Source organism: Sphingomonas taxi, from assembly GCF_000764535.1.
Classification (GTDB): Bacteria; Pseudomonadota; Alphaproteobacteria; order Sphingomonadales; family Sphingomonadaceae; genus Sphingomonas; species Sphingomonas taxi.
In genome coordinates, this window is the sequence record NZ_CP009571.1 from 2,098,187 (window position 1) to 2,112,700 (window position 14,514).

At 68.5% G+C, this 14,514-nt stretch carries 17 protein-coding genes; 9 read left to right on the forward strand and 8 right to left on the reverse strand.

Annotation, left to right across the window (positions count from 1 at the left end; genetic code table 11):
- Nucleotides 1–9: 9 nt before the first annotated feature.
- The 3 genes from MC45_RS09410 to MC45_RS09420 form a co-directional block, all read right to left on the reverse strand.
- Complete coding sequence (locus MC45_RS09410) at nt 10–369, reverse strand: hypothetical protein (RefSeq protein ID WP_245640694.1); 360 nt, start codon at nt 367–369, stop codon at nt 10–12.
- Between the two features lie 11 nt (nt 370–380).
- Nucleotides 381–1,847, reverse strand: a complete 1,467-nt coding sequence (locus MC45_RS09415) for a L,D-transpeptidase family protein (protein WP_245640914.1) — start codon at nt 1,845–1,847, stop codon at nt 381–383.
- A 304-nt stretch (nt 1,848–2,151) separates the two neighbouring features.
- Nucleotides 2,152–3,645: a replicative DNA helicase gene (locus tag MC45_RS09420; RefSeq protein ID WP_052075808.1), complete on the reverse strand. Its 1,494-nt coding sequence runs from the start codon at nt 3,643–3,645 to the stop codon at nt 2,152–2,154.
- Nucleotides 3,646–3,725: 80 nt separating this feature from the next.
- On the opposite strand from MC45_RS09420, the gene MC45_RS09425 reads away from it, so the two are divergent.
- The 3 genes from MC45_RS09425 to MC45_RS09435 are packed head-to-tail and all read left to right on the forward strand — an operon-like array spanning nt 3,726 to nt 5,343.
- Entirely contained in the window at nt 3,726–4,208 is a 483-nt protein-coding gene (locus MC45_RS09425; RefSeq protein ID WP_038662250.1) for a UPF0262 family protein, read from the forward strand.
- Entirely contained in the window at nt 4,208–4,885 is a 678-nt protein-coding gene (locus tag MC45_RS09430; RefSeq protein WP_038662254.1) for a GH25 family lysozyme, read from the forward strand. The genes MC45_RS09425 and MC45_RS09430 overlap by 1 nt, the downstream gene beginning before the upstream one ends.
- Nucleotides 4,882–5,343: a cytidine deaminase gene (locus tag MC45_RS09435; protein ID WP_038662257.1), complete on the forward strand. Its 462-nt coding sequence runs from the start codon at nt 4,882–4,884 to the stop codon at nt 5,341–5,343. The genes MC45_RS09430 and MC45_RS09435 overlap by 4 nt, the downstream gene beginning before the upstream one ends.
- Before the next feature lie 278 nt (nt 5,344–5,621).
- On the opposite strand, the gene MC45_RS09440 is transcribed toward MC45_RS09435, so the two are convergent.
- The 4 genes from MC45_RS09440 to MC45_RS09455 all read right to left on the reverse strand — a co-directional run bounded on the left by MC45_RS09440 (nt 5,622) and on the right by MC45_RS09455 (nt 8,672).
- Nucleotides 5,622–6,689, reverse strand: coding sequence for an RcnB family protein (locus MC45_RS09440; RefSeq protein ID WP_038662260.1), 1,068 nt, complete (start codon nt 6,687–6,689; stop codon nt 5,622–5,624).
- Nucleotides 6,690–6,805: 116 nt separating this feature from the next.
- A complete protein-coding gene (locus MC45_RS09445; protein WP_038662263.1) occupies nt 6,806–7,288 on the reverse strand; it encodes a GAF domain-containing protein in 483 nt (160 codons plus the stop codon).
- Between the two features lie 279 nt (nt 7,289–7,567).
- Complete coding sequence (gene arfB / locus MC45_RS09450; RefSeq protein WP_038662264.1) at nt 7,568–7,993, reverse strand: alternative ribosome rescue aminoacyl-tRNA hydrolase ArfB; 426 nt, start codon at nt 7,991–7,993, stop codon at nt 7,568–7,570.
- Nucleotides 7,994–8,003: 10 nt separating this feature from the next.
- Nucleotides 8,004–8,672 carry an RluA family pseudouridine synthase gene (locus tag MC45_RS09455; protein ID WP_038662267.1) on the reverse strand — a complete coding sequence of 223 codons (669 nt, stop codon included), beginning with the start codon at nt 8,670–8,672 and terminating at the stop codon, nt 8,004–8,006.
- A gap of 46 nt (nt 8,673–8,718) precedes the next feature.
- On the opposite strand from MC45_RS09455, the gene MC45_RS09460 reads away from it, so the two are divergent.
- The 3 genes from MC45_RS09460 (at nt 8,719) to MC45_RS09470 (ending at nt 11,496) form a co-directional block, all read left to right on the forward strand.
- Nucleotides 8,719–9,483 carry a M15 family metallopeptidase gene (locus tag MC45_RS09460; protein WP_038662270.1) on the forward strand — a complete coding sequence of 255 codons (765 nt, stop codon included), beginning with the start codon at nt 8,719–8,721 and terminating at the stop codon, nt 9,481–9,483.
- A gap of 16 nt (nt 9,484–9,499) precedes the next feature.
- Nucleotides 9,500–9,685 (forward strand): hypothetical protein, encoded by a 186-nt coding sequence (locus MC45_RS09465; RefSeq protein WP_038662272.1) that lies wholly within the window; start codon nt 9,500–9,502, stop codon nt 9,683–9,685.
- Nucleotides 9,686–9,816: 131 nt separating this feature from the next.
- Nucleotides 9,817–11,496 (forward strand): hypothetical protein, encoded by a 1,680-nt coding sequence (locus MC45_RS09470; protein WP_156143813.1) that lies wholly within the window; start codon nt 9,817–9,819, stop codon nt 11,494–11,496.
- Between the two features lie 353 nt (nt 11,497–11,849).
- On the opposite strand, the gene trmB is transcribed toward MC45_RS09470, so the two are convergent.
- Nucleotides 11,850–12,530 (reverse strand): tRNA (guanine(46)-N(7))-methyltransferase TrmB, encoded by a 681-nt coding sequence (gene trmB / locus MC45_RS09475; RefSeq protein ID WP_038662278.1) that lies wholly within the window; start codon nt 12,528–12,530, stop codon nt 11,850–11,852.
- Nucleotides 12,531–12,626: 96 nt separating this feature from the next.
- Here trmB and MC45_RS09480 point away from each other — a divergent pair, with 96 nt between their 5' ends.
- Genes MC45_RS09480 through MC45_RS09490 form a run of 3 tightly spaced genes read left to right on the forward strand, consistent with a single transcriptional unit; the run spans nt 12,627 to nt 14,436 of the window.
- Nucleotides 12,627–13,436: a formate/nitrite transporter family protein gene (locus tag MC45_RS09480; protein WP_038662281.1), complete on the forward strand. Its 810-nt coding sequence runs from the start codon at nt 12,627–12,629 to the stop codon at nt 13,434–13,436.
- Nucleotides 13,433–14,032 (forward strand): phosphatase PAP2 family protein, encoded by a 600-nt coding sequence (locus MC45_RS09485; protein WP_052075599.1) that lies wholly within the window; start codon nt 13,433–13,435, stop codon nt 14,030–14,032. The genes MC45_RS09480 and MC45_RS09485 overlap by 4 nt, the downstream gene beginning before the upstream one ends.
- 59 nt (nt 14,033–14,091) lie before the next feature.
- Entirely contained in the window at nt 14,092–14,436 is a 345-nt protein-coding gene (locus MC45_RS09490) for a PilZ domain-containing protein (protein ID WP_038662283.1), read from the forward strand.
- The last annotated feature ends 78 nt before the right edge of the window (nt 14,437–14,514 follow it).

The following is a 14,514-nucleotide window of genomic DNA, read 5'->3' on the forward strand; positions in this document are numbered from 1 at the left end:
CCGCGTCCCTTATTGCGGAGCCTGGTCGTTCGGGACTGCGGTCTCGTCGCGGGCCGGCACCTCGTCGCGCGTCACCCGCGCGGTCATGCCGGTCGCATCGGCGTCGTCGAGCACCTGCGCGTCGGGCTTGATCGGCGCCTCGGGCGGCGGCTCGATCGCCGCGGCGGCATTGGCGTCCGGCGTCGGCTCTGGGATCGCGCTCGGCGTCTCGACCGGCGCGATATCGTCGGTCGCATTGGTCATCGGCTGATCGAGCCCGAGCGCATTGTCGTCCATCGGCCCCTCGGGCTCGGAGCGCGAGCAGGCGCTCACCGCCAGCAGCCCGGCGGCCAGCACCGCCACCGTCATCGTCCTGGTGCGAAAGCTCATCGTTTTCCTCGTCATCGTGCCACAAGTGCCTGACGCGCCGAGCGCGCCTCGATCTTCGCCGCCAGCGTCCCGTCCCAGCCATAGGGATCGTCGCGGAAGTTCATCTGGCCACTGCCGCTGGCGAATGCGGTCCAGTAGAGCAGATAGACCGATACGGGCTTGGTCAGCCGCGCGCGGACCGTATCGCCCTTCGCCACCGCCGCGTCGATCGCCTCGGGCGTCCACGCCGGATCGCCCTTCAGCAGCAGTTGCGCGAGGTCGGCGGGCTTCTCCAGCCGCACGCAGCCGTGGCTGGCGAGCCGGCTGAAGCTGGCGAACTTGGCGCGCGACGGCGTGTCGTGGAGATAGACCGAAAAGGCGTTGTCGAAGTCGAACTTGAACCGCCCCAGCGCGCTCTGGTCACCGGCCACCTGTTGCAGGCGGGTGCCGTCGATCACGCGGAAGCCGTTGCGCTTGAAATAACCCGGATCGCGCTTCTGCTTGGGCCACAATTCCTTGGTGGCGATCGAGGTCGGCACGTTCCACGGCGGGTTGATGACGATGCTGTGGATCGTCGAGGACAGCATCGGCGTCTCGTCGCCCGGCCGGCCGGTGACCGCGCGCATCGACATCACCGGCGCGTCGCCGTCGAATACTGTCAGCACCGCAGCGGCGATATTCACCTGGATGCGATCCTTGGGCAGGTCCTGCGGCAGCCAGCGCCAGCGCTCCATATTGGCCATGATCTGCCGCACCCGCGCCGCGGTCGGCACGTTCAGCGCGGCGAGCGTCTGCGTCGAGACGGTGCCGGTCGGGTTGAGGCCGTAGCGGCGCTGCGCCCGGCGCACCGCCTCGACCAGTTCGGCATCGAACGTCGATCCGCTGGTCGCGACGTCCTTGTCTTCGACCGCGAGCCGCTGGCGCAGCGCGACGACGCGCGCACCGGTGGCGCCGAAGCCGAGATCGGGGCCGCCCGCCAGCGTCGGCCAGCCGCCCGCCGCGGCAATGCCGCGATAACGGTCGAGGCCGAGCTTCAGCCCGTCATAGCCGGCGTAAGGCGGTGGCAGCGCCGCGAACCAGGCGGCGATCCGGTCGCGCTTCACCGCATCGGCGAAGCCGGGCAGCGGATCGAACACCGGCGGGCGCAGCCCCCAGTCGCGCTGGAAATCCGTTTCGGCGAGCCGCCCGGCATGGACCGCACGGGCATGATCCAGCGCCTCGCGGACCAGCGCATCGCGCGCCTCGGCGGTTGCCGTCGGCGGCGGCACCAGCGCCAGCCCCTGCGCCATCGTATCCTTGCCGAGCAGCTTGGCGAGCTGCGTCGCCTGCGCCTCGGTCAGTTGCGGCAGCGGCACCGTCGGCATCACCACCGGCGGCACGACCTGGACCGCCGGCACCGGCACGGGCACCACCGGCGCCGGCGGCGTCACCTGTGCGGAAACCGGCACCACCGGCAGGAGCATCGCGGCCATCATCACCGCCGCAGTCGTTCGTCTCATCATATTCCCCCGGGCAAACGCCCTCGTGGAGTCCGTGGCACCGTGCACCTCGCTCTAGGCTGAACGGGATGGCGCTGACTACGGCAACCGCCTGATTATTTACGATATGGTTGTCGGGATCGTAACCGTCCGCGTCGACGCAGCGCGCCAGCGCCGAGCCCACAAAACCCGTCACCCCGGACTTGTTCCGGGGTCCACCCGTCCGCCAGAGCAGCGTTCGAGCCTCAAGCCGTTCTCCTCGCCGCACGGTGGACCCCGGAACAAGTCCGGGGTGACGGGGAGAATGGGGCCAGTATACGCCCGATCAATAGCCCGCGTAGTCGCTGAACTTGGTGATCGTCGGGTCGAATTTCAGCACCACCTTGCCGGTCGAGCCGTGACGCTGCTTGGCGACGATCAGCTCGGCGAGGCCATAGACGCGCTCCATGTCGCTCGCCCATTTGGCGTGATCCTCGAACACCTTGGCCTCGTCTCCCTCCATCGGTCGCTTCGGCTCGCGCTGCCCCGTGTAATAATCCTCGCGGAACACGAACCAGACCATGTCGGCGTCCTGCTCGATCGACCCCGATTCGCGAAGATCGGAGAGCATCGGCCGCTTGTCCTCGCGGCTTTCGACCGCACGGCTGAGCTGCGACAGCGCCAGCACCGGCACGTTCATGTCCTTGGCCAGCGTCTTCAACCCGCGCGAGATCTCGGAGATCTCCTGCACGCGATTCTCCTTGCCGCCCTTGCCGCCGCTGGTCAGCAGCTGGAGATAGTCGACCACGACGAGGCCGATCTCGTTGTTGTGACGCCGCTGGAGACGCCGCACGCGCGTGTGCAGCGCGCTGATGCTGAGGCCGCCGGTATCGTCGATGAACAGCGGCAGCGTCTCCAGCTCCGCCGCGGCGGCGGCGAGCTGGCCGAATTCGGCCTTGCTGATCTTGCCCATGCGCAGCGATTCGGAGCTGATCCCCGATTGCTCGGCGAGGATACGCGTTGCGAGCTGGTCGGCGCTCATTTCGAGGCTGAAGAAGACGACCTTGGCGCCGACCGATTCGCTCGGCGGGATGCCGTCGGCCATGTCGCGCATCCAGCGCCGCGCCGCGTTGAACGCGATATTGGTGGCGAGCGAGGTCTTGCCCATGCCCGGACGGCCGGCGAGGATCATCAAGTCGGAATGGTGCATGCCGCCGATCTTCGCGTTGACGCTGTCGAGCCCGGTGGTGACGCCCGACAGGTGACCGCCCGAATTGAGCGCGCGCTCGGCCATCTTGACCGCCATCGTCGTCGCCTGCGCGAAGGTCTTGGTGGCATTCTCCGCGCCGCCGTCGCCGGCGACCTTGTACAGCTCCTCTTCGGCCAATTCGATCTGCGCGCGCGGATTGACCTCTTCGGACGTATCCATCGCCCGCTCGACGAGCGTGCGGCCGACGCTGACCAAAGCGCGCAGCATGGCGAGATCGTAGATCTGCGTCGCGAACTGGCGCGCGCCGATCAGGCCGGCGCCCGAGCCGGTCAGGCTGGCGAGATAGGACGGCCCGCCCAGCTCGCGCATCCCCTCGTCCGCCTCGAACATCGGCCGCAGCGTCACCGGCGTCGCGAGCATGTCGTTGACGCGCAGCGTCTTGATCGCCGCGAAGATGCGGCCGTGGACGGGTTCGTAGAAATGCGCCGGTTCGAGCCGGTCGAGCAGGTCGTCGGCGAGCCGGTTGTCGATCATCATCGCGCCGAGCATCGCGGCTTCGGCTTCGACGTTGCGGGGCAGCTGGAGCGGTTCGGCGGGAGTCGCCGGAATCGGGAATGCGAGTGTGGCCATGACGCCGATCATACCCCCGCGCGGCCCCGACGGACAAACTCGTAATTGTCGTAATCGGCATCGCCCACTATCGGACGACGATGGCCGACCCGCGGATCATCGACGTGACGCTCGACGAGCACAGCATCGGCTGGCGCTCGGCCGACGTCGAGCAAGAGCGGCGGATCGCGATCTTCGACCTGCTGGAGGGCAATCATTTCGCGCCCCAGCGCGTCCATGCGGACGGCTATGCCGGCCCCTATCGCATCACGCTCGAATCGGCAGAGGGGCGGCTCGGCATCCACATCCACCGCGAGGATCGCAGCCATCTCGAGACGCTGGTGCTGGCGCTCGGCCGCTTCCGCCGGTCGATCAAGGACTATTTCGCGATTTGCGATAGCTATTACCAGGCGATACGGGCCTCCACCCCGCAACAGATCGAGACCGTCGATATGGCCCGCCGCGCCGTCCACAACGAAGCCGCCGAAACTTTGCGCGAGCGGCTCGCCGGCAAGATCGACGTCGATTTCGACACCGCCCGCCGCCTGTTCACGCTGATCTGCGTGCTGCACCTGCGCGGCTGATGGCATCCTTCCTTCTCAAGGCAGCCGGCGTCCTCGTCGCGGCCGGGGCGATCGGCATCGGCGGCTGGAGCTTCGCGACCGGCTGGCATCCGGCCGCCAGCCAATATCCGCTGCAGGGCCTCGACCTGCCCGAGAATCCCGGCGCGATCGAATGGGGCACTGTGCGCGCGCGCGGCGCCGACTTCGCCTATCTGGTCGCCACCTCCGGCAAGGACCGCCGCGATCCGGGGTTCGAGGCGAACTGGTCCGCGGTGCCCGAGGCGGGGCTGCGCCGCGGTGCGGTCCACCTCTATTCGCTGTGCCAGCCGGGCGCCGACCAGGCGAATGCGTTCAACGCCTTTGTGCCGCGCACCGCCGACGCCTTGCCCGCCGCGGTCGACGTCGACTATCGCGCCGATTGTACCGCCCGGCCCGAACGCGCCGACCTCGTCCGCGAGCTGCGCACCTTCATCACGATGGTCGAGACGCACACCCGCAAGCCGGTGCTGCTGCGCCTCAGCAAGCCCGTCGAGTCGGACTATACGATTTCGGCGGCGATCGAGCGCCCGGTCTGGGCGACCGCCAATCTCTTCCCCCCCGCTTATGCCGCGCGTGCGTGGCGGATGTGGCGCGCGAGCGACATCCGCCGCATCGACGGCATCGAAGGCCCCGTGAACTGGGACGTCGTCGCACCATGACCCAAGACCCCATCGAAACCCCTGCCCGCCTCATCGCCGCCGCGCGCGAGGCGGCGCGTCACGCTCACGCGCCCTATTCGCGCTTCGCGGTCGGCGCGGCGCTCCTGATGACCGACGGCAGCCTGATTACCGGCGCCAATGTCGAGAATGCCAGCTACGGCCTGTCGCTCTGCGCCGAGACGGTGGCGATCGCCACCGCCAGCGCCGCCGGCCGGCTGCGCGAGGTCGTCGCGGTCGGGGTGATCGGCGGCGCGATGGATGCGGACGGCCGCGCCACCGGCACCGCCCCGGTTAGTCCGTGCGGGCGGTGCCGCCAGGTGCTCAACGAGGCGGCGCAACTCGGCGGCCGCGATCTCGCGGTCCATTGCGGCGGGGCCGAAGGCGACGCGATCGCCAGCTACCGATTGTCGGAGTTGCTCCCGCACGCCTTCGGCCCGGCGGATCTTGGGATCGGCTAAGGCTCGACGAAGGCTGGGTTTCGTTGGGGGGAGGTTACGTGACGACGTACAACCACCTTCCCGACACGACCCTGACTTCGTGCAACGTCCGCAAAAAGACTATTAGTGCTCCCGCGCAGGCGGGAGCCCAGGAGTCACGCGCAAACATTCGGTGTCTTGCCTGACCCTGGGTTCCCGCCTTCGCGGGAACACTGGAGGGGGGACGCCCTTCGCCGGGGTAAATCGGGAGGCTCACGAAGGCCCAAGTATCCCGTCCGGTCAGCCGGCAGCCCGCACCATCACCGGCAGTTGCATTTCGGCGCCGGCCGCCACACCCGCCGCGTCTTGGTCCGCACCGCCGGATGCCGCGTATAGGTCACCGCATCCTCATAGGTCTCGGTGGTCGTCGTCGTCACCACCGGTGCGCTCTGCACCACGACGGTGGTCGAGGATGCGCCCGGATAATAATAGCCGCCGCGATAATAGCCGCCGCTGCCGCTCGACGTCGTCACCGTCGTCGTCCCGTCGGCCGAACGCCAGGCCTCTCCGCCCGGCGCGTAACCGACCGGCGGGGGCGGTGGCGCGCGATCCGGCGCGACCGGCACGTCATAGTCACGGCGATAGGCCGGCGGCGGCGGCTCGCGCCGATCCTCGGCACGATCGATCGCATAGCCCGCGGCGGCGCCCACGCCGGCACCGATCACCGTCCCGCCGAGGCGGTTGCCGCGGCCGGCGATCACATTGCCCGCGACCCCGCCAGCGGCCGCGCCGACCACGGCGCCACCCAGACCATCGTCGCGCCGCGCATAGCTGCGCGGCTCGTAGCTCCGGTCGTCATAGCCGCGATCGTCGTAGCCGCGATCGTCCGTCGCATAGCCGTCGCCGCCATAACCGTCCCAATCGATGCCATCACGCGTGTCGAACACCGATCCGCGCGCGTCGATCAGCACCGCATCGTCGTAATAGCGCACCCAATTGTAACCCGGCATCGGCCGGCTCAGGCCATAGCCCTGCCAGTCGGTGACGTAGAAGCGCGGGGCGACCCAGTAGCGCGGCAAGGCATAGCCGCGGTACGGCCGGCGATAGGCGCTCCAGCCGCCGGGCGCGTTGGCGCCGCCCCACCAGCGACCACCGACCTTGCTGCCCCAGCGCGATTGACCCGCGGGGGCGGCGACCGGCCGACGGTAGCCGCCGCGCGGCGCCTGCCAGGACTGGATCGTCTTCGGCGGCGCCACGCCCACGGCCGGCGCGGGATAGCCGGCCCCCGCGCGCGGGCCATCGGGACCATGTGCGATCACCCGCTGCGCATCCGCACCGCCGGCGGCACCCAGCACCAGGCCGGCCGTCGCAATCCACCACGTCCGCATCGTCTTCTCCCTGTTGCCCGTACGCCGCCCCCGACGCCGACGGTTAACGTCACATTAGCAATCAGCCTATCATTTCACCCCCGGAGTCGCCAGACCGCCGGCAGTCCCGTTTCGGATCAAAGGGTTCGGCTCGCCAACAATGCCGCGAGCGCCTCGCAGCCGGCGGCATCCTCGGCATCGAAGCGCGCGGCTTCCGGACTGTCGAGATCGAGCACGCCGACCAGCATTCCGTCTCGGACGATCGGCACCACCAGCTCCGACCGGCTCGCCGCGTCGCAGGCGATATGGCCGGGAAAGGCATGGACGTCCTCGACCAATTGCGTCGTCCGCGTCGCCGCCGCGGTGCCGCACACGCCCTTGCCGAGCGCGATGCGGATGCACGCCGCCTTGCCCTGGAACGGCCCGAGCACGAGCTCGTCGCCGACCAGCCGATAGAAGCCCGCCCAGTTGAGGTCCGGCAGATATTGCCAGATCAGCGCCGAGGCATTGGCCATATTGGCGATGGCATCGGGCTCGTCCGCGGTCAGCGCATCGAGCGCGGACAGCAGATCGCGATACAGATCGGCCTTCGAGCCGGCGGAAATGTCGAACTGATACATGCCGCGCGATGTAGGGGCGATACGGTGCAACGCATATAGTGCAGACCCAATTCCTCCCCGGCCACTGGAAGCCCTTGCATACGGGCGGTTCTTCTCAAGCTTTCTCCTTCACCCCGGACTTGTTCCGGGGTCCACCGGGCGGCAGGGGAGCGGTCCCCCCTCAAGCCTTCTCCTCGCCGCAGAGTGGACCCCGGAACAAGTCCGGGGTGACGGAAGGATCAAAAAACCACATTGCATACCGTCCGCCCCCTCATCGCCGCAACGAAGAGGGCATCGCCCCTACTCCACCCGCACCCGCCCGCGCCCGGCCTTCACGGAGCTGCGCCCCTTCTTCTCGTCGACCCGCCGCGCCTTCGCCGATTTGCTCGGCTTGGTCGGCCGGCGCTTCTTCGGCACGATCGTCGCTTCCTGGATCAACGCGACCAGTCGCTCGCGCACCTCGCGCCGGTTCATTTCCTGCGAGCGGTTGCTCTCGCCGCGCAGCGTCAGCACGCCGTCCTTGCTCAGCCGCGATCCCGCCAGCACGCTCATCCGCTGCTTGACCAGATCCGGCAGATTGGGCGAGCCCCAGACGTCGAAGCGCAGCAGCACCGCGCTGTCGGTGGTATTGACGTGCTGCCCGCCCGGTCCCGACGAACGCGTGAAGCTCTCCTCCACCTCGCGCTCGTCGATCGCGATCGATCGCGTCACCTGGATCAGCGGCACGGCGGGTCGCCTAGTCCGCCGGCGCCGCCGACACGATCCCCGGCCAGACGCCGAACCGCTCGGGCAGCGGCGCCTCGGCGACGATCGGGTCCTTGTTGGCGCGTGGCACGGTCAGCGCCGCCGCATGCAGCATCATGCCGCCCGGCTCGCCGGCGCCATAGACGGGATCGCCGACCACCGGCAGGCCGAGCCCGCTCGCGGCATGGACGCGGATCTGGTGCGTCCGCCCGGTCGTCGGCCGGAACTCGACCAGCGCGCGGCCGTCACGCGTGGCGAGCAGCCGCCAGGCGGTGCGCGATGCCTTGCCCTTGGGGTCCTCGACGATCCGCCAGCCCTCCTCGCGCGTGCTGACCTTGCCGAGCGGCATCTCGATCACGCCCTCGCTTGCCTCCGGCACGCCAGCGAGGATCGCGAGATAGCGTTTCTCCACCTCGCCGCGCTCGAACGCCTGCTGGAAGCGCGCCTGCGCCTTGGGATTGCGCGACAGCAGCAGGCAGCCGCTGGTGTCGCGGTCGAGCCGGTGCACCGCGGTGGGCCAGCGCTGGAAGCCGAACTTCAGCGAATCGAGGTGATTCTCCAGACTGAGGGAGCCGTCGCGCGGTTTGTCGACCGGCAAGCCCGCGGGCTTGTCGATGACCAGAGCCTCGCCGTCGATGAACAATACGCGGTCGCCATGCATGAGAAACGCCTTGCCACTCCCTGCCCGTCCGCGCCAGAGGCGCGCGATGCGTCGCGCCGCTCTTCTGCTCGCCACCATGGCCCTCGCCACCCCCGCGACCGCGCAGGTCTGCGCCGGCGCTTCGGCGAGCATGGCGCGCGACGGCCGCGTCTACGGCCACCTTCCCTATGGCGACGCGCCACCCGACGAACTGGTGGCCGCGCCGGCGGGCTTCGCGCTCAACGGCTGCATGGTCCGCCGCGACATGATCCCCGATCTCGAGCGGCTGCTCGCCGCGGCGCAGGGCGATCCGACGGTGATGGGCCAGCTTCGCGCGCTCTCCTGCCACCGCTCGATCATCCGTCAGGCGAGCGTCTTCTGCCGCGAACATCCCGATGCGGGCGGCGATCCCGACGCGACCCGCGCGATCTCGGTCGCGCCGCCCGGCCACAGCGAACATTCGACCGGCTATGCGCTCGATTTCGCGGTCCGCCCGGCGAACGGCTGCCCCGATGCCGAGGCGTGCATGGCGGCGACGCCGGCGGCGCGCTGGCTGGTCGCAAATGCGCCGCGCTTCGGCTTCGAAATGTCCTTCCCCGGCGGCAACAAGCAGAATGTGAAGTGGGAGCCGTGGCATTGGCGCTGGGTCGGGACCAGCGCGACCGCGCCGGGCGCCGCCCGCGCGCGCTTCATCTTCGCCAAGGCACGTGCGCAATTTCCCGCCAACCCCGCGGTCGACGGCGTACGGACCATCGCCAGGGTGCTCCCGATCGTGTATGTCGCGCTACCGGCCTGGCCCGCGCCCGAGCCGAAGAAGAAGCGTCGCCGCTGACGCACGAGGAGGGTCCATGTTCGTCGACTTCCGCGACCAACCACCCCCACCCCGTTGGGAACCCAAGCCGCCGCCGCGCCGCCTGACCCCGCGGCAACGCAAGACGATGGAGGTCGTCGTCGGCGTCAACATCGTGCTGCTGCTGATCGCGCCGCTCGGCGGTGCCACCATCCTGCAAGCGATCGGCGCGCTGCTGCGCTGACCGCGCTATGGACTAGTGCCCACCCCTTTCGAACGGGAGGCAAGGCTTGATGCCCAGACGGCGATGCCGATCGCCGAGACTTCCCAAAGCCATATTGCCTCCATGACCGATCCCACCATCTAATCCTCCGGGTGGCCGATCACGCGACCTTAACCACGCCCGGATTACCCCGGATCGTCATGCGCCGGATAAGTCTCATTGCGGCAGACGCAGGTTCGGGCGCGGCGTCGAAGATATGGCGGCGGCCAGCGAACCCGGTGATCGCGGGGTTTGCAGGCGTCGTGCTGATGATGGTGGTCGGCTGGCTGTCGGGGCAGGACTATAATTGGGACCTGCTGAATTATCACTTCGCATCGCCGGCATTGCTGTTGAGTGGGCGCTACGACGTCAATGTCGCGCCGTCGGGGCTGCAATCATGGTTCAACCCGATCGGCTATATCCCTGCCTTTCTGGCGATAACGTCCTTGCCCCCGTGGCTGGCGTCAGCCGCGCTGGCGGCGGCGAGCGGGCTGAACGCGCCGTTGATCTATCTCATTGCCGACGCCGTCGCTGGAGATCTGCCGCGCGAGGCTCGGGTGCGCGCGAGCTATGCCTGCGTCGCGATCGGGATGAGCGGCGCCATCATGTTCGGCGAGGCGGGAACGACCTTCCTCGATTCGACGCTCAGCATCGCCGTTCTAGGCGCGATCTACGCGGTGATCGTCGCCATGCGGTCCTCTGATCCCGCCAGAGCCCAGCGTTGCGTCGCCGTTGCCGGAATCTTGATGGGCGCGGCGTGTGGGTTGAAGCTGACGAACGTGCCGTTGGTGATCGGCCTCGCTGGGGCCGTGACAGCCTGCGTGCTCGTTCGCAGGCTGTCACCGGCGGCGGTCGTCGCTTTGACGATCGGGGGCGCAGCCGGGTTTGCGCTGACCGGGGGATGGTGGGCGTGGCGGATGTGGACGATGTTCGGCAATCCGGTGTTCCCGATCTTCAATCAATTGTTCCGGTCCCCGTTCGCGCCTGCCTCGCCGGTGATCGACACGACGTTCCTGCCGCGGGATTGGTCCGGGATCGTCAGCTATCCCTGGCATTGGCTGATCGGCGACAGGACGCCGGGGACCGAAGTGCCGCTGGTCGATCGACGTTACCCCATCGGCCTGTCCGCTGCCGTATTGGTGGCAATTGGCTGCATCGTGCGCCGCGATAATCGGGACGGGCGATCCAGCGCAGCGCTGCTGGTCGCAACGTTTGCCTTGGCCACCTATCTCGTGTGGCTATTCGCCTTCGCCATCCTGCGCTATCTCGTGACGATCGAGTTGCTGAGCGGCGTGCTGGTCCTCGCAGCGCTCCGAATGTTGCCGCCGGTGCGTGATCGCTGGACGCCGCGCGTGATGATCGTTGCGGCGGTCCTGCTGTCGATGACGACGCATCACGCGGGATGGGGGCGAGCACCGTTCACCGCGGACTGGTTCGGCGCGCGGGGAATGACGGCGCTTCATCGCACGGGAACGGTCTATGTTCTGCCGGGTGATACGCCGCTCGGATTCCTGATCCATGCCTTTCCCGACGACGCGCGCTTCGTGCGGGTGGGCGGGACGTTTCCGCTGACACGTGGTGATTTGCTGGGCGCGCGGGCGCAGAGCATGATCCGGGCAGCCCCTTTCGTGCGATCGCTGGCGGAAGCACCGACCGACGCAGCGGGGATCGCAACGCTCAGCAGGTTCGGGTTGGCGATCCGACCGGGCACATGCCGCCCCATCCAAACAAAGACGGGACGCGTGGAAAGTTGCGAGCTTGCGCTTTCTGGCCCGGCAGGACGGTTAAATTAAAAGCACGCCTCGGCTCAGAACTCGGCTGGCTCATGCTCCGTGTCCGGCCACACTATCTGCGTCGGACCGGGTAGCGGCCGCTATTGCAACGCCAGTGGCGGCAACGAGCGATATGGGGCCTGATCAAAGATAGAAGACGCCCCGCCGTCCGTAGTGACACAAGCTGGCGGGGCGCCGGGCCGAATTGCCTTGGCGATCGCAATACCGTTATATGGTTAAGACCCGCCTAACGCATGTTTGGCGCCCTGCACGGAGCCCGCGTGAGCAGGAACCCCGCTGACAATCGCTGCATCGGGATCAGCGGGAACAAGGCCCCTGCCCTACAGGCGTGAACGGCTCACGAACCCCGCAGCCTATTGCCGGATATACCGGAAATACCACACCTCATGGCCCTGCCGCCGCGCCTTACGTTCGTAGCGCGTCTCGGGCCAGTCGTCGGGCCGGGTCAGGAAGTCCGCCGGCGTCCGTGCCGTCCAGATGAAGTCGCGGCGCTGGTTCATGATCATCATCGCCCAGCGGCAATAGGTCGGATCGTCCGTCCCCAGCCGGAACTCGGCACCCGGCTTCAGCTTGGCGGCGATCGCGTCGAGCGGGCCGTGATTGATCATCCGCCGCTTGGCGTGGCGCGCCTTGGGCCAGGGGTCGGGGTGGAGGAGATAGACCCGGCTGAGGCTCGCATCGGGCAGCCGCTCGACCACCTCCAGCGCATCGCCCATATGCAGCCGCACGTTGGCGAGGCCACCGTCGCGGATATGGCCGAGCGCGCCGACCACGCCGTTGAGGAACGGCTCGCAGCCGATGAACCCGGTCTCGGGCCGCATCGTCGCCTGACCCGCGAGATGCTCGCCGGCACCGAAGCCGATCTCGAGCTCCAGCGGGCGGTCATCGCCGAACAGCACCCGCGCATCGAGCGCACCCGTCTCCGGCACGCTCAACGGCGCCAGCGTGTCCTCGACCAGCGCGGCCTGGCCGATGCGCAGCTTATGGCCCTGACGACGGCCGTAGAGGCGGCGGATGGTGGCGGGATCGTTCATGGTGGCGCGCCCTAGAACACAACGCGCCACAGGGAAACGCCGCATTCGCCCGCACCGCGCGGAGCAAAGCGGGGCGGCGGTCCGTTGCACCGTCACATGACCGACGACGCCCCCGATGGCGACGGCCTCAAGGCCGCCGATGCCAAGACGCTCCACCGTACGGTGCGCGAATCGGGGGAGGACGAGTTGCGCCGTCCCGCGATGCAATTGTTCTGGTCGGCGCTCGCCGCCGGCATCGCGATCAGCGTCTCGCTGCTGACCGAGGCGGCGTTGCACGCGGCCCTGCCCGATGCGCCGTGGCGCGAGCTGGTCAGCGGCCTGGGCTATCCGGTCGGCTTCATGGCGGTGATCCTCGGCCGGATGCAATTGTTTACCGAGAGTACGATCACCGCGATGCTGCCGCTGGTGACGCGGCCGTCGCGCTGGGCGCTGGCCCGCACGCTGCGGCTGTGGAGCATCGTCCTCGTCGCCAATCTGCTCGGCACCGCGCTCGCCGGGCTGGCGATCGCCACCGGCGCGATGGGCAGCGACGCGATCCGTCACGCCGCGCTCGCCATCTCGGCGGGGATCACGGAACTGTCCGCCGGCCGCACCTTCGTCAACGCGATCCCTGCCGGCTTCATGATCGCGATCCTCGCCTGGGCGCTGCCCAATGCGCGCAGCCAGAGCGTGGCCGTGATCTTCATCTTCACATACATCCTGACGATCGCCGGCTTCAGCCATTCGATCGTCGGTTCCAGCGAAGCCTTCCTGCTGCTGTTCGCCGGCCAGACCGGCGTCGTCCAGACGCTGGCGGGGCTGATCGCGCCGGCGGTGCTCGGCAATCTCGTCGGTGGCGCCGGCATTTTCGCGGTGCTCGCGCACGCACAGGTACGCGGCGAACCGCCGCAGGGAGAAGAGCAGTGAGCAAGGCGAAGACGGCCGCGAAGACGGTCGAACGGGTGGATCGTCATCTGACCCGGGATGCGGCGGCGAATCGCGATACGCTGCCGGTGCGCTTCGCCAGCTTCCTTGGCGAGGTGGCCGACCAGCCGCAGCTCATCACCGCCTCGATCGCGACGATCGCGGCGGGACTGGTCGGGCGGCGGCCCGATATGATCCGCGGCGGCACGCGGATGCTCGCGGCGCATCTCGTCGCCACCGGTATGAAAAGCGCGATCAAACATTCGATCGACCGCACCCGCCCCGCCAAGGCGATCGACGAGGGCGATCACCGGTTCGAACCGGGCGATAGCGACGACCACGATCTCAATTCCTTTCCATCGGGCCACACCGCCGGCGCGGTCGCGGTCGCACGGGCCGTTTCGCGCGAGATCGACGGCGCCGCCACCCCCGCCGCACTCGGCGTCGCGGCCGTCGCCGCGATCCAGCCGGTCGCCGGCAACCATTACCTTTCCGACGTGCTGGTCGGTGGCGCGATCGGCTGGGCGTCGGAAGCGCTGGTCGACGCCGTGTTCAACCATTTCGCGCCGCCGCCGGCCGAGAAAGTCCAACCAGTTTGAGCCAAGTTGTTCTGGGTTTGCCGTCCACCGCGTGCTAGGCCCACCGATACGGAAGCGTTATGAACATCCCTCCCGAACCTCTGCGCGAGAAGCGCAACAGCGTCATCGTCCGCGCCGCGGTCCGTCTTCCCGGCGGCGGCCAGAGTGAGCGGCGTGTGCGCAACCTGTCGCGCTCAGGGGCGTGCATCGACAATGACGGCGATCTCGCCGCGGGCATGATGCTCGCTATCGAAATGGGCCATATCACCGAACTGACCGGGGAGGTCATGTGGGTGAAGGACCGGCTCGCCGGCATTCGCTTCGCCGAGCCGATCGATCTCGACGAAGCCCGTAAGCCACGCGGCGTCACCGCGGCGCCCAAGGCCGGCTGGATGACCGATATCAACGACGCCTACCGCCGATAAGGCGACGGTTCGCCCGACGCGACCGCGAAACGCGCCCTGCCCCACCGGCAAAAGAAAACACCCTCCCGCGTCCGGCGA

Coding starts and splice junctions, on each gene's coding strand:
- MC45_RS09430 (WP_038662254.1), top strand. CDS start 4,208: ATGGCATCCTTCCTTCTCAAGGCAGCCGGCGTCCTCGTCGCGGCCGGG.
- MC45_RS09440 (WP_038662260.1), bottom strand. CDS start 6,689: ATGCGGACGTGGTGGATTGCGACGGCCGGCCTGGTGCTGGGTGCCGCC.
- MC45_RS09425 (WP_038662250.1), top strand. CDS start 3,726: ATGGCCGACCCGCGGATCATCGACGTGACGCTCGACGAGCACAGCATC.
- MC45_RS09415 (WP_245640914.1), bottom strand. CDS start 1,847: ATGAGACGAACGACTGCGGCGGTGATGATGGCCGCGATGCTCCTGCCG.
- MC45_RS09410 (WP_245640694.1), bottom strand. CDS start 369: ATGAGCTTTCGCACCAGGACGATGACGGTGGCGGTGCTGGCCGCCGGG.
- MC45_RS09420 (WP_052075808.1), bottom strand. CDS start 3,645: ATGGCCACACTCGCATTCCCGATTCCGGCGACTCCCGCCGAACCGCTC.
- MC45_RS09460 (WP_038662270.1), top strand. CDS start 8,719: ATGCGTCGCGCCGCTCTTCTGCTCGCCACCATGGCCCTCGCCACCCCC.
- MC45_RS09435 (WP_038662257.1), top strand. CDS start 4,882: ATGACCCAAGACCCCATCGAAACCCCTGCCCGCCTCATCGCCGCCGCG.
- MC45_RS09480 (WP_038662281.1), top strand. CDS start 12,627: ATGACCGACGACGCCCCCGATGGCGACGGCCTCAAGGCCGCCGATGCC.
- MC45_RS09490 (WP_038662283.1), top strand. CDS start 14,092: ATGAACATCCCTCCCGAACCTCTGCGCGAGAAGCGCAACAGCGTCATC.
- MC45_RS09445 (WP_038662263.1), bottom strand. CDS start 7,288: ATGTATCAGTTCGACATTTCCGCCGGCTCGAAGGCCGATCTGTATCGC.
- trmB (WP_038662278.1), bottom strand. CDS start 12,530: ATGAACGATCCCGCCACCATCCGCCGCCTCTACGGCCGTCGTCAGGGC.
- MC45_RS09455 (WP_038662267.1), bottom strand. CDS start 8,672: ATGCATGGCGACCGCGTATTGTTCATCGACGGCGAGGCTCTGGTCATC.
- MC45_RS09465 (WP_038662272.1), top strand. CDS start 9,500: ATGTTCGTCGACTTCCGCGACCAACCACCCCCACCCCGTTGGGAACCC.